Raw genomic sequence first — 12,785 nt, 5'->3', positions numbered from 1 at the left:
TGGACACTCCCCCAACGAGACATGCCCATGGCCGTTCCCAACTATCCGTCGCCGCCGTTCAAGGCGCAGCAGCAATCCTTCCCCGGCAAGACCCAGGCCATGGATCCGAAACCGGATCATGGCGAAGACAGCTATGTCGGCCACGGACTGCTGCAGGGCAAGCGCACCCTGATCACCGGCGGCGACAGCGGCATCGGCGCGGCGGTGGCGATCGCCTATGCCCGCGAGGGCGCCGATGTCGCCATCGCCTACCTGCCCGACGAGCAGGATGACGCGGAGCGCATTGCCAAGCTGGTCGAAGACGCCGGCGTGCGTGTGCTGCTGCATCCGTGCGACATCAGCGACCGTGGGCAGGCGGAGACGTTGATCAAGACCGTGGCCGACGCCTTCGGCGGCCTCGACGTGCTGGTCAACAACGCCGCCTACCAGCGCTATTTCCACAGCTTCGACGAGATCACCCTCGACGAATGGGAAAAGACCTTCGCCACCAATGTGCACGCGCCCTTCCACCTGGTGCGGTTGGCGCTGCCGCACATGCCCGAGGGCGGTTCGATCATCAACACCGCCTCGGTGAACTCGAAGAAGCCCACGCCCAATATCCTCCCGTACTCGGCGACCAAGGGCGCGCTGGCCAACCTCACCATCGGCCTGGCCGGCCTGCTCGCCGAGAAGAAGATCCGGGTCAATGCGGTGTTGCCGGGCCCGATCTGGACCCCGTTCATTCCCACCGGCATGGACGAGGAATCGGTGCGGACCTTCGGCGAGCAGACACCATTTGGCCGCCCTGGCCAGCCGGCGGAACTGGCCTCGGCCTATGTGCTGCTGGCGGCCGATACCTCGAGCTATACCTCGGGCACGCTGCTGACGATTTCGGGTGGAGCGGTGACGCTGTAGAGCCGGGATTCGGGATTCGGGATTCGGAAATCGGGAATGGGAAGAGCACCGCGGGCTGGCGGTGCCGTACGAGCGGCTTTTGTCCCCTTTTCCGGATCGGCCGCAAGCGGCTTTCCCAACATGTTCTCGCGGTAGTTACCCACACGCACGCATCGCATACGCGATGCAATTCATCGCACTCGCGTAGGAGCGGCTTCAGCCGCGACGGGCGTCCCACTAACGCCTGTCGCGGCTGGATGGAACATGCGGCGCCCGCACATCGCACATCGCACCGCCACCTGTGCACATCTCCTCACGCCGCATCTCGCATGGCATTCACCCTGCGCTGCAACCGCTCTAACGGCGACGGGTCTAGCGTGGTTGCACAGGGGAAAAACACACGGACGCGCGATGCGATGCACGTTGCGTCGCGCACAACATCTGGAGCGATATCCATGACCCGAAGCAACACCGAACGCTTGTTGAAGTGGCTGCAGGACGCCTATGCGATGGAGCAGGAGGCCAACACCATGCTCACTGCCACCGCCGGCCGCCTGGAGCACTACCCGCAGCTGAAGGCGCGCATCGAGCAGCACGTGAACGAAACCCGCGATCAGTCCGAGCAGGTCAAGCGCTGCATCGAGATCCTCGACGGCTCGATCCCCACGATCAAGGGCACTGTGGCCAGCGTGATGGCGTCGGTGCATGCCGCCGGCAATTCGATGATGAGCGATGAAGTGGTCAAGAGCCTGGGCGTCAGCTATGCGTTCGAGCACGTGGAGATCGCCAGCTATCGCGCGCTGGTCATCGCCGCCAAGGAAGCCGGGCAGACCGAGATCGCTGACATCTGCGCCGCCATCCTCGACCAGGAAATCGCCATGGCTGAATGGCTGATCGAACACCAGGAAGCCACCGTCCTGGCTTTCCTGAAGCGCGAACGCACCGAAGGCGAGACCGCCAAGCACTGAGCAACGGCGTACGCGACACCACGCGCACGACATTCCCCCGCATCACCCATTACCTATCGACCGGAGACTCCCCATGGCTGTCAAGACCATCGACGAATTGTTCATCCACGAGCTGTCGGACATCTACAGCGCCGAGAAACAGCTGACCAAGGCATTGCCGCGCCTGGCGCGCGCCTCCACCAATCCGGCGCTACGCGCCGCGTTCGAAGCGCATCTGGAAGAAACCCAGGGCCAGATCGAACGCATCGACCAGATCGTCGAAAAAGGCAACCTGCGCCTGAAGCGGATCAAATGCGCCGCCATGGAAGGCCTGGTGGAAGAAGGCAAGGAAGTGATCGAGTCGATCGAAGCCGGCCCGGTGCGCGACGCTGCGCTGATCGGCGGCGCGCAGAAGGTCGAGCACTATGAGATCGCCTCCTACGGCACCCTCGCCGCCATGGCCAAGCAACTGGGCATGGACGACGCGCTGACCCTGCTGCTGGAAACGCTCAACGAAGAGAAGTCCACCGACGAGAAGCTGACCCTGCTCGCCGAACAGGGCGGCAACGAAGAAGCCTCGCGCAAGCGCAAGGCGGCCTGACCGCCCTGCCGCGGCCCGCTACGGCGGCGCCGCGGCGTCCCAGACGCCTATCCCCCACGCGCGGACGCCGGTCGCGTCATTGCGTCGTCGCGACGTTCGGGCGGCACTCCAGGAGATTTTCCATGTTCATGCACAACAAACGGCTGATGTACACGGTCCGCGTGGCGCAGCCCGACCCGGCACTGGCCTCGCTGATGCTGGAGCAGTTCGGCGGCCCACAGGGCGAGCTCGCCGCAGCCATGCGCTACTTCACCCAGGCCATCGGCGAGGTCGATCCCGGCCGTAAGGACCTGTTGTACGACATTGCGACCGAGGAACTCAGCCACCTGGAAATCATCGGCTCGATCATCGCGATGCTCAACCAGGGCCCGAAGGCGGTGCTGTCCGAAGGCATGGCCGAGGCGGAGGACATGCGCAACCTCACCCTCAACAACAACACCAGCCAGACGCAGCAAATCCTCTACGGCGGCGGTCCGGCCTTGGTCAATTCCAGCGGCGTGCCGTGGAGCGCGGCCTACGTCGACAGCATCGGCGAACCGACGGCCGACCTGCGCTCAAACATCGCGGCCGAAGCGCGCGCCAAGATCGTCTACGAGCGTCTGATCAACGTCACCGACGATCCCGGCATCGTCGATGCGCTGACCTTCCTGATGACCCGCGAAGTGGCGCACCAGAAGTCGTTCGAGAAGGCGCTGTACTCGATCGAGCCGAACTTCCCGCCGGGCAAGCTGCCGGGCGATCCGGCCTTTACCGACCGTTACTACGACATGTCGCAAGGCGAAGGCGACATGCACGGACCTTGGAATAGCGGTAGCCAGTGGGAAGTGATCGCCGATCGCAACCGCCAGGTGGCGGTGGACGGTGGCAGTGGCGTCCCCAGCGTCGGCCTGAGCGAATTGGAACAGAGCGCGGTGCAGGCGCTGGCCGCGCGTACGCTGTCGCAGCCGGACAGCGACCCGACCACCGGTGCCGACCTGGGCGCCGGACCGGGTGCCGGCTCGACCAAGGGCAGCGTGGCGCGCTAGCGCTCCACTACAGGCACTATCGCAAGCACGCCGCGATGCGCAAGCATCGCGGCGTTCGTGTGACCGGGCGATTGGCTGTGCGCTCGGCGCCGTCCACCGTGGCGTCGCGATCAATCGCCGGTCTGCCGGTGCGGCGCGTGCACCGGCTTGGATTGCGGGGAATCCTTCTGCCGCAGCCAGATGGTCAACACCACCAACGCGAACACGGCAAGGAACTCGCTTTGCCAGTTCTGCATCGATTCGAACCAGAACTGCGCGCCACTGACGTGTTCCCAGAACGACGGCGGCGGCTGGTGCTGCATCGCCTGCTCGGCCACTTCGTGACGCCAGCTGCCCAACGCATGCAGCACGAAGCTGAGCAAGAACAGGGTGCCGAAAGCCAGGGCCAGCGAACGCTCGTACAGCGCCAACCAGAGGCCGCCGGCGCGCACCGGCCAAGGCACCGGACCAGACGCGACGTTATCGTCTTCCTGCGCCGGCGACAGCGGTCGCGATTCGGCCGATCCCCACTGGCGCAGCTTCACCGTCAGTACCACGTACATGCCCATCTGCAGGAACTCGCTCTCCCAGTTCTCGAACAGTGCGCCGATGAAATGCCCGCTGTGCAGGTACTGCCACATCGGCAGCGCCGCCAGCCCCTGCTGCCGCAGTTCCTGGTTGTAGGCCTGGTGACCACTGAGTGCCTGGCCGACCATGAATAGCAGGCTCAGCGCCAACAACACGATCGACAGACTATTGCGTTTCCAGAACATGGAAGTGGCTCCTTCTACGCCCGCCGCAATGCCGGCGCGCGCCGTCGCTGCGACCATAGGCAGCGTTGGGCAAAGAGTGGATGAAGAAGCTCGAGGAACAGGCCCCGCTGCCAGGTGATACCGCCACTGTAGGAACGGCTTCAACCGCGACGGGCGTTGCGGACATGGGGGATCGCGGCTGAGGCCGCTCTTACAAAAGCGCATCCACTTACACATGCACATGCGGGTCGCGGCTGAAGCCACTCCTACAAAAAGACGCATCCACGAACACATGCACCGGCGACAGCACCAACGGTCCATGCAACACCGTGAATTGATTCGCAGCGATCCCTTTCCGAGTCGTTGCGAGCCCGCGCGAAACGCAGGATGTCTTGCACCTGCGACAGCACCCTGGAAAGCAAAGGTGGGAGCGACCTAAGTCGCGACGCGGCCCTCCCGGGAAAGCCCGTCGCGACGGAAGTCGCTCCCACCAAGGCCAAATGGCGCGGCGCGGCGGCACAGGCCACCACGCCGCATTGGCTCAAAACTCTTCCCACTCCGCGCTGTCCGCCGGCACGCCCTGGATCGGGCGCGGCTTGGCCGCCGGTTGTCGCACGGGGGCCGCGGGCTTGGGCTTGGTGGCGGCAACGACCGCACGCACCGCCGGCCTGGCCGGCTGCGGCCTTGCCGCGGGAGCCGGTGCCGCGCTGATGGCGGCGCCGCCGGCGAGGCGGAACACCGCGACCGCGCGTGCCAGTTCCGCCGCCTGGTCTTCCATGCTCTTGGCCGCCGCGCTGGCTTCTTCCACCAGCGCCGCGTTCTGCTGTGTGCCCTCGTCCAGCTGCATCACCGTCTTGCTGACCTGGTCGATGCCGGCGCTCTGTTCGGCGCTGGCCGCGGAGATCTCGGCCATGATGTCGGTGACCCGCTTCACCGAGGCGACCACCTCGGCCATGGTGGTGCCGGCGCGGTTGACCAGGGTCGAGCCCTGCTCCACTTCCTGCACGGAGTCGGAGATCAGGGTCTTGATCTCCTTGGCCGCGGCGGCCGAGCGCTGCGCCAGCGAGCGCACTTCCGAAGCCACCACGGCGAAGCCGCGGCCCTGTTCGCCGGCGCGCGCGGCTTCCACCGCCGCGTTCAAGGCAAGGATGTTGGTCTGGAAGGCAATGCCGTCGATCACGCCGATGATGTCGGCAATGCGCGCCGACGCGGCACTGATCGAGGCCATCGTCGTCACCACTTCCTCGACCGCGCGGCCGCCGTTCTCGGCCACTTCGCCGGTGCTCAGCACCAACTGATTGGCCTGGCGCGCGCTGTCGGCGTTCTGCTTGACCGTGGAGGTCAGCTCCTCCATCGAGGCGGCGGTTTCTTCCAGGCTGGCCGCCTGCTGCTCGGTCCGCACCGACAGGTCGCTGTTGCCGCTGGCGATCTCGCTGGCGGCGGTGTTGATCGAGCCGACCGCGCGCTGGATGCCCTGCACGATGCCGGTCAGTTGCTCGGCGGTGCGATTGGCCGCGTCGGCAAGCTTGCCGAACGCGCCTTCGTAGCGCACGTCCACGCGCTGCGACAGGTCGCCATCGGCGATCGCGCCCATGATCCGGCCGACGTCGGCCAGACCGCTGTCGGCCTGGCGCATCAGCCGGTTCAGCGCCTCGACCATTTCCTTGAACGCGAACTCATAGCGCGCCTCGTCGCCGCGCGCGGTGAAGTCGCCGCGGGCCGCCGCATCGGCCAGGCGCGCGATGTCGCCGTTGACCGCCGACAGGTTGGTCTTGACCACGTCCAGCGCCTCGTGCAGCGCGGCGCGCTGTCCCGGCAACCGGCGCATGTCGCGGCGCAGGTCGCCGCGGCCGTACTCGTCCATGATCGCCATCGCCTCGACGATCGCGTCGAGGTGCTCGAACAGCGCCGTGTTCATGCCGTGCGCCAGCGTGCCGTAATCGCCAGGGAAGTCCTCCGGCATGCGGTGGCTGATGTTCTCGCCCTGCTGCAGCCGCACCAGGGTCTGCATCTCGCCATTGAAGCGCTGCAACTGGGTCTGCATCTGCTGCATGCTGGCCATCAACTGCCCGGTCTCGTCGCGCGACTCCACCTTGATCGAATTGTCGAAGCGGCCGGAAGCGATCGCTTCGGCGGTCCGCGTGGCGCCGCGCAACGGCGCGACGATGGCGCCGGCGATCAACCAGCAAAGACCCACCACCAGCATCACCAGTGCTGCGCCGATCACGGTGAGGACCTTGGTGAAACCCAACGCCTCGGCCTGGATGTCTTCGGCGTACACGCCCATCGCCAGCACCCAGTTCCACTGCGGGTACAGCGCGGCATAGCTGATCTTCGGCAACTGCACCGACTTGCCGGGCTTGGGCGCCTTGTAGTAGGTGAATCCGTCGCCGCTGCGCACCGCGGTCTGGATGTCGCGGTAGACGTACTCGCCGGCATCGCTCTTGTAGCCGCTCATGTCGGTGCCGACCGCGCGCTTGGGATGCATGACGATGTGCATCTGCGGGTCGACGATGAAGAAGTAGTCCACGCCGCCGTTGGTCTTCATGTCGCCGAGCGCGCCCTTGGCGGCCGCCTGCGCCTGCGCCTCGGTCATCTCGCCGCGCTTGGCCAGGTCGGCATAGTGCTGCATCACGCTCAGGCCCATGTCGACCTGGGTCTTGACGGTCTGCTTGCGCGCGTCGATCAGGTTGAGATATTGCAGGCGCGCCGCAGCGACGGCCAGCAGGATCACGCCGAGCGCGATCAAAGCGCACAGCACGACGAACTTGCGGGCCATGGGCAGATTGGCGATACGGCGGCGCAGGAATTGGATCGGATTCATGGCGTCAAGAAAACAGAAACGGGATTTTGTATCGGCCAGCCTGCGGTCGAACTTGAACCGCGCGGCGTTCGTATAGATGAACGCGCACCACAGTTCCGGGCTGGAGACGGTTTCAGTCAGGCCAACGCGGCGTCCAGCGGCGCACTGGCAGGCAACGCGCTTGCGGCCGGCGGCTCCCACACCAGGCGATGGAAGTCGAAGCCGTGCTGCAGGCGCGGCTTGACCACGTTGAAGTACGGCGACACGTCGAAATCGCGCGGCAGTGTCAGGCTGTGATGGCGCGGATACAGGATTTCCGCGTCCTCCCCGGCATCGGCGCCCACCAGCGGCGTCTGGTCGATCTCCGGCAGGATCGGGTAGCGGATCGCGCCGAAGGCCTGCGCCAGCAGGGTCGAACAGATCGCCCGGGTCGGCTCGCCGCTGCCCAGCTCGAGGAAGCGCCGCTTCACCGACGACGGCAACGGCGGCGTACGCACCAGGTAGCGCGCCAGATCGAAGATGTTCTTCAGGTCGTAGCTATTGCCAACCCGCGAGACCATGTACTCCACCACGGTCTCGATCTCCTGCGCGCTCAACCCGACCGGGCGGCAGATGCGCGTGTGCAGGCCGGCGAACTCGCTCATCCCGACCAGGCGCACGCCGACATTGATGTCGACATCGCAGAACAGCGGCGCTTCCTCGCCGGGAAGCGCGGCCACGTGGTCGCCGATGTACAGCGCCGCGTGCGACCAGGTGGATTGGCTCAGGTACTTGATGGCGGTGGAGAAGCGGCTGTTGCCCTCGACCAGCAGCACGTCGCCCTTGCGCAGCGTGGCGCGCAGCAGGTGCGGCGGGCTGGTCGGCAGCTGCGAACCGTGGCGGCGCGGCTTGGACAAAAACTTGGCCAGGTGACGGCCCAGCAAACGTGGCAAGGACAGCATGCGCGTTCCCCCGAGGGACGGCCGCTTCGGCGAAACGGCTCCGCTAACGTCAATGGCGGCTCTACCTGGGAATTCTTGAGTCGGCCAGATCCACCGCAGCGCCGGCTTGCATGTGGATCACCGCTTCCCGCACACCATCGCGATGGCGCTGCGCTGCGTTAGGATGCCCGCTTGCCCGGCACCACGCCGAGCCCCGGATCAAGGACGGCGATGATCGCAATAGCGCTGACGACGATCGGCATCGGCTTCGTCATCGGGGTGCTTTTCGGCGCACGGCATCTGTTCTGGATCGTGCCGGCCGCCGTGGCGTGCCTGTTCGTCTGGGTAAAGCACGCCGGCGCCGAGGCGCGCAACCCCGAGATGGCGGGTTGGATATTTGGCCTGACCTTGATCGCGCTACCGGTGCTGGGGGTAGTGGCTTCCGTCGGGTGGCTCGGTGGCTACCTGCTGCGTCGGCAGATTCTGCGGCGAATCGAAAGCAGATGAGCAGCAGCACGCGCCGAACGACTGGCGCCGCGTTCTGGTTGCCGTGGTGGTCACCGGCGCCGCACGGTCAAGGCCGCCGCAGCACCGACAACTCCATCATCTCCGACGAGTTCCGATTCAGATAGATCACATACGTGCGGTTGCCGCCCGCGTGCACCTCAAGACTGTCGCCAGGCGTGAGCCCGGCTTTCTCGACCACCGCCCCGCCACGTGGCGTAGCACGCAGATGCGCCGTGGCGCCGTCGGTACTCCGCGTCAGATTGGACACGGTCAAGGCGCCGTTCCAGATCGCGCGGCTCTCGCCCGGCAGCAGCGTCATGATCGCCGATGACGCGGCCGCCTCCGACTTGCATGCCGCGGCCTGCGCCTCGGCCAGTTGCCGCTGTAGCGGCTTGACCTCCACGTACTGCACGAAGCCGTAGGTCGCGCCGATCACCACCAGCACCGCCGACACCTCCGCGGCGGTGCGCTTGAACGAGAGTCCTTGCCACCATTTCTGCACCGGCGGTGGCGGTGCCTGTCGGGTCGTTCGGGCCATGCATCACGGTATCGGCGCCGCCCCTGCGGTGTCTGCCAGCACGGCTGACAGCGTCGCGCACGGCGGCGTTCGTCTACCGGGCGATACAGCAGCGACGCCGCGTCACTCGCGACAGGCGCCACCTCGAGGTCCGGGCACGGCGCGACATGACGCCGCTGCGCTCACGCAACTCCAGCACGCGGCCTTGGCTTTCGGGGATCTTGGAATCAGGGAGCGGCGTCGGCAGCGCGTACAGCCCACGCAGCATGTTGCGCCGCAACTTGACGCTGTGCGCGTCCAGGCAGACTCTGGGCATGAAATTACGAAATAATTTTCGCAATCCGAAAATCACTTGTCAAGCGACAGGATCAGGTGGGTCGAGCAAGCTGGCGATTCCCCCGGGTCCTCCAGGAACTGCAGATGATCAAGACGATTTCCCAGCGCGCGGCCAGCGCCACGCCCGACGACGGCGACGAGGCCGGGGACAAGAAGCTGCGCAGTACCGTGCAGTCGCTGGCCAAGGGCTTCCGGGTGCTCGAGGCGTTCTCGTCCGAACACGAGGAACTGTCGCTGAGCCAGATCGCGGCGCTGGCCAGGCTCGATCCCGGCACCACCTTCCGCATGCTCAACACCCTGGTCGAGCTGGGCTACGTGCATCGCGTGCCGGAGAGCCGCCGCTTCCGCCTGACCCTGAAGGTGCTCGACCTCGGCTTCCACGCGATCGCCCGCCGCGATCTGCGCAGCGTGGTGCGTCCGTTGCTGCGCACGCTGGTCAGCGACGTCAACGAAGCGGCCAGCTTCGCGGTCCTGCAAGGCCCCGACGTGCTCTACATCGAACGCGTCCGCGCCGGCATCACCCGCCTGGGCGTGGACATCCGCATCGGCACCACGGTACCCAGCACCCGCACCGCGATCGGCCTGGCGATGCTGGCGCACCTGGCACCGGCGGAAGTGACGCGCGTGACCGGCGTGGACGTGCAGGTGCAGACGCCTGAAATCGAGGCGATGCGGTGCACCTTCGACTGCGTCCGCCGCGACCGCTACGTGATCCTGGAGTCGATGCTGACCGAAGGCTTGCGCGTGCTGGCGGTACCGGTGCTGGATGCGGACGACTATCCGCTCGGCGCGATCAGCGTCGCCGCGCCGTCGGTCCGCACCAGCCATGCCGAACTGCTCGAGACCGCCCTCCAGCCCACGCTGCTGGCCGCCAAGGACATCGCCTTCGCGATCCAGGCCAGCGGGAGTGTCGCCGTGACCGTGCCCAGCACCTGATCCGCCCGGGCAGCCGCCCGCCCCATGTCCGTCTCGCTGCGTGGACGCTTCGGCGCCCGCGCCGGGGTTCCCTTGTCCTGCGAAAGGCAGCAACGATGCTCATGCCCACCACAGCCCCTGCCACCACCGCCAACGCCACCGCCCGCGCGCCGTCCATCGCCGAGGCGCAGGCGGAGATCGGCGCACGCCTCGAACGCCTGCCGATCACCCGCAACGTGTGGTGGGCGCGCAACATCGTCGGCGCCGCCACGTTCTTCGACGGCTACACGGTGATCGCCATCGCCTATGCGATGCCGGTGCTGACCAAGGAATGGCAGCTGTCGCCGGCGCAGATCGGCATGATCCTGTCGGCCGGCTACCTGGGCCAACTGCTGGGCTCGGTGTTCTTCGGCTGGCTGGCCGAGCGCATCGGCCGCCTGCACGTGCTGCTGTTCACCATCCTGCTGTTCGTGTCGATGGACGTGGCCTGCCTGTTCGCCGGCAGCGCCGCGGCGATGATCGCGTTCCGCTTCATCCAGGGCATCGGCACCGGCGGCGAGGTGCCGGTGGCCAGCGCCTACATCAACGAACTGATCGGCTCGAAGAAGCGCGGGCGCTTCTTCCTGCTGTACGAAGTGATGTTCCTGCTCGGCCTGGTCGCGGCCGGCGGCATCGGCTACTTCCTGGTGCCGGCGTATGGCTGGAAGGCGATGTTCATGGTCGGGTTGATCCCGGCGGCGATCATGATTCCGTTGCGCTTCTTCATGTTCGAATCGCCGCGTTGGCTCGCCTCCAAGGGCCGCTACGACAAGGCCGACGCCATCGTGGCCGAGCTCGAGCGTAGCGCCGAGCGCCGCCATGGCCCGTTGCCGGCGCCGGTCTTCGACCGCACTGCGCTGCCCAAGGCGCAGCGCTCGGATTGGCGCGAGCTGTTCGGCAGCGTCTATCGCAAGCGCACCCTGGTGATCTGGAGCCTGTGGTTCTGCTCGTATCTGGTGGCCAACGGCATCATCACCTGGCTGCCGACGCTGTACCGCACGCACTTCGGGTTGTCGTTGCAGCAGAGCATCGCCTATGGCTTCTTCACCTCGCTGGCGGGTGTCGCCGCCGCGGTGGTGTGCGCGCTGTCGATCGACAAGGTCGGACGCAAGCGCTGGTACGGCCTGGCCTTCGTTGCCGGCGGGGTGCCGCTGCTGGCGCTGGCGGCGCTCGGCGGCACCTCGGCGCCGCAGGTGCTGGTGTTCGCGGCGCTGGGCTATGCCGCGGTGCAGACCATCACCTTCTCGCTGTACCTGTACTCGGCCGAGCTCTACCCCACGCGCATCCGCGCCATCGGCACCGGACTGGGCAGCGCCTGGCTGCGCCTGGGCTCGGCCTGCGGGCCGTTGCTGGTCGGCGCGGTGATCGCCGGGCTCGGCATCCGCTACGTGTTCGCGGCCTTCGCCGCCGTGCTGCTGGCCGGTGCCGCGGTGACCTGGCGTTTCGCCCTGGAAACCAAGGACCAATCGCTGGAACAGCTGTCTCCCTGAGCGCATCGCCCGCGCCGCAGCCGGCGCATCGCGCGTCGCTTCCATACCACCCCCGTCGGACCCCGCGTTCGATTCCATCCCCCGTTGATCCAAAGAAGAGGAAATGAGCATGAGTCACATCGACCTGAAAGGCCTGGTTCCCGCGCCGGTCACCCCGTTCACCCGCGACGGCGCCGTCGACTATCCCGCGATCAAGCGCATCGGCGCCTGGCTCGGCGGCATCGATGGGGTCAAGGGCCTGACCGTGCTCGGCCACGCCGGCGAAGGCACGTTCCTGGAGCGCGACGAACAGGCCAAGGTGATCACCGCGTTCCGCGACGCCGTCGACGGCCGCATCCCGATCATCGCCGGCATCACCCTGGAAGGCACCCGCGTGGCGGCCGACGAGGCCAAGCGCGCGGTCGCCGCCGGCGCGTCCGCGGGACTGATCTATCCGTCGCACGGCTGGCTGCGCTTCGGCTACCAGAAGGGCGCACCGCAGGATCGCTACAAGGCCATCCACGAGGCCAGCGGACTGCCGATGATCCTGTTCCAGTACCCCGACGTGACCAAGGCCACCTACGACCTGGAGACGTTGCTGGAGATCGCCGCGCTGCCGGGCGTGGTCGCGATGAAGAACGGCGTGCGCAACATGAAGCGCTGGGACACCGAGATCCCCGTGTTCCGCAAGGAGCGCCCGAACGTGCCGGTGTTGACCTGCCACGACGAGTATCTGCTGCACACCATGTTCGACGTGGATGGCGCACTGGTGGGCTATGGCTGCATCGCCCCGGAACCGCTGCTGGAGATGATCGCCGCCGGCAAGGCCAAGGATTACGCCAAGGCGCGCGAAGTGCACGATCGCCTGCTGCCGGTGACCAAGAGCGTCTATCACCGCGGCTCGCACATGGAAGGCTCGGTGGCGCTGAAGTGGGCGCTGGTCGCGCGCGGCCTGCTCGACCACGCCACGGTGCGTTCGCCTTTGCTGCCGCTGGCCGAGGGCGCCGACAAGGAGATCGCCGCGGCGATGGCCGCCGCCGGTCTCGGCAAGGTGGCCTGACCCGCTCGGGTCGAACAGAGGGCCGCGGACAAGCGCGGCCCT

Annotated in this window: 12 protein-coding genes; 8 read left to right on the top strand and 4 right to left on the bottom strand. The window is 66.8% G+C overall.

What is annotated here, in order from left to right; all coding sequences use genetic code 11:
• Window positions 1–27 precede the first annotated feature (27 nt).
• The 4 genes from FHR66_RS13380 (at window position 28) to FHR66_RS13365 (ending at window position 3,446) form a co-directional block, all read left to right on the top strand.
• Window positions 28–894 carry an SDR family oxidoreductase gene (locus FHR66_RS13380; RefSeq protein WP_160966076.1) on the top strand — a complete coding sequence of 289 codons (867 nt, stop codon included), beginning with the start codon at window positions 28–30 and terminating at the stop codon, window positions 892–894.
• Window positions 895–1,328: 434 nt separating this feature from the next.
• On the top strand, window positions 1,329–1,841 hold the full coding sequence (locus FHR66_RS13375) for a ferritin-like domain-containing protein (RefSeq protein ID WP_160966074.1): 513 nt from the start codon (window positions 1,329–1,331) through the stop codon (window positions 1,839–1,841).
• A 73-nt stretch (window positions 1,842–1,914) separates the two neighbouring features.
• Window positions 1,915–2,421 (top strand): YciE/YciF ferroxidase family protein, encoded by a 507-nt coding sequence (locus FHR66_RS13370; protein ID WP_160966072.1) that lies wholly within the window; start codon window positions 1,915–1,917, stop codon window positions 2,419–2,421.
• Between the two features lie 122 nt (window positions 2,422–2,543).
• Window positions 2,544–3,446 (top strand): manganese catalase family protein, encoded by a 903-nt coding sequence (locus FHR66_RS13365; RefSeq protein ID WP_160966070.1) that lies wholly within the window; start codon window positions 2,544–2,546, stop codon window positions 3,444–3,446.
• Window positions 3,447–3,556: 110 nt separating this feature from the next.
• Here the strand turns inward: FHR66_RS13365 and FHR66_RS13360 are convergent, their stop codons facing one another.
• From FHR66_RS13360 to FHR66_RS13350, 3 genes are all read right to left on the bottom strand, one after another.
• The gene (locus FHR66_RS13360; RefSeq protein WP_160966068.1) at window positions 3,557–4,198 is read right to left on the bottom strand and encodes a DUF6766 family protein; all 642 of its coding nucleotides are present in this window, start codon (window positions 4,196–4,198) and stop codon (window positions 3,557–3,559) included.
• Window positions 4,199–4,718: 520 nt separating this feature from the next.
• Window positions 4,719–6,983 carry a methyl-accepting chemotaxis protein gene (locus tag FHR66_RS13355; RefSeq protein ID WP_237475277.1) on the bottom strand — a complete coding sequence of 755 codons (2,265 nt, stop codon included), beginning with the start codon at window positions 6,981–6,983 and terminating at the stop codon, window positions 4,719–4,721.
• Between the two features lie 134 nt (window positions 6,984–7,117).
• Window positions 7,118–7,921 (bottom strand): YiiX/YebB-like N1pC/P60 family cysteine hydrolase, encoded by an 804-nt coding sequence (locus FHR66_RS13350; RefSeq protein WP_160966064.1) that lies wholly within the window; start codon window positions 7,919–7,921, stop codon window positions 7,118–7,120.
• 210 nt (window positions 7,922–8,131) lie between these two features.
• Between FHR66_RS13350 and FHR66_RS13345 the strand changes: the two genes are divergently transcribed.
• Window positions 8,132–8,407 (top strand): hypothetical protein, encoded by a 276-nt coding sequence (locus FHR66_RS13345; RefSeq protein ID WP_167087868.1) that lies wholly within the window; start codon window positions 8,132–8,134, stop codon window positions 8,405–8,407.
• A gap of 67 nt (window positions 8,408–8,474) precedes the next feature.
• On the opposite strand, the gene FHR66_RS13340 is transcribed toward FHR66_RS13345, so the two are convergent.
• A complete protein-coding gene (locus tag FHR66_RS13340) occupies window positions 8,475–8,945 on the bottom strand; it encodes a hypothetical protein (protein ID WP_160966060.1) in 471 nt (156 codons plus the stop codon).
• Between the two features lie 399 nt (window positions 8,946–9,344).
• Between FHR66_RS13340 and FHR66_RS13335 the strand changes: the two genes are divergently transcribed.
• The 3 genes from FHR66_RS13335 (at window position 9,345) to FHR66_RS13325 (ending at window position 12,743) form a co-directional block, all read left to right on the top strand.
• A complete protein-coding gene (locus tag FHR66_RS13335) occupies window positions 9,345–10,196 on the top strand; it encodes an IclR family transcriptional regulator (RefSeq protein ID WP_160966058.1) in 852 nt (283 codons plus the stop codon).
• A gap of 101 nt (window positions 10,197–10,297) precedes the next feature.
• Window positions 10,298–11,704, top strand: a complete 1,407-nt coding sequence (locus FHR66_RS13330; RefSeq protein WP_167087866.1) for an MFS transporter — start codon at window positions 10,298–10,300, stop codon at window positions 11,702–11,704.
• A 109-nt stretch (window positions 11,705–11,813) separates the two neighbouring features.
• On the top strand, window positions 11,814–12,743 hold the full coding sequence (locus tag FHR66_RS13325) for a dihydrodipicolinate synthase family protein (RefSeq protein ID WP_184646043.1): 930 nt from the start codon (window positions 11,814–11,816) through the stop codon (window positions 12,741–12,743).
• Window positions 12,744–12,785: the final 42 nt, after the last annotated feature.

This window comes from Xanthomonas sp. F4, from assembly GCF_011761895.1.
This window is presented reverse-complemented; position numbering and strand designations above follow the sequence as displayed.

Excerpts from the sequence above, each read along its gene's own strand:
- FHR66_RS13380 (WP_160966076.1), top strand. The coding sequence starts at position 28 with ATGGCCGTTCCCAACTATCCGTCGCCGCCGTTCAAGGCGCAGCAGCAA.
- FHR66_RS13375 (WP_160966074.1), top strand. The coding sequence starts at position 1,329 with ATGACCCGAAGCAACACCGAACGCTTGTTGAAGTGGCTGCAGGACGCC.
- FHR66_RS13370 (WP_160966072.1), top strand. The coding sequence starts at position 1,915 with ATGGCTGTCAAGACCATCGACGAATTGTTCATCCACGAGCTGTCGGAC.
- FHR66_RS13365 (WP_160966070.1), top strand. The coding sequence starts at position 2,544 with ATGTTCATGCACAACAAACGGCTGATGTACACGGTCCGCGTGGCGCAG.
- FHR66_RS13360 (WP_160966068.1), bottom strand. The coding sequence starts at position 4,198 with ATGTTCTGGAAACGCAATAGTCTGTCGATCGTGTTGTTGGCGCTGAGC.
- FHR66_RS13350 (WP_160966064.1), bottom strand. The coding sequence starts at position 7,921 with ATGCTGTCCTTGCCACGTTTGCTGGGCCGTCACCTGGCCAAGTTTTTG.
- FHR66_RS13345 (WP_167087868.1), top strand. The coding sequence starts at position 8,132 with ATGATCGCAATAGCGCTGACGACGATCGGCATCGGCTTCGTCATCGGG.
- FHR66_RS13340 (WP_160966060.1), bottom strand. The coding sequence starts at position 8,945 with ATGGCCCGAACGACCCGACAGGCACCGCCACCGCCGGTGCAGAAATGG.
- FHR66_RS13335 (WP_160966058.1), top strand. The coding sequence starts at position 9,345 with ATGATCAAGACGATTTCCCAGCGCGCGGCCAGCGCCACGCCCGACGAC.
- FHR66_RS13330 (WP_167087866.1), top strand. The coding sequence starts at position 10,298 with ATGCCCACCACAGCCCCTGCCACCACCGCCAACGCCACCGCCCGCGCG.
- FHR66_RS13325 (WP_184646043.1), top strand. The coding sequence starts at position 11,814 with ATGAGTCACATCGACCTGAAAGGCCTGGTTCCCGCGCCGGTCACCCCG.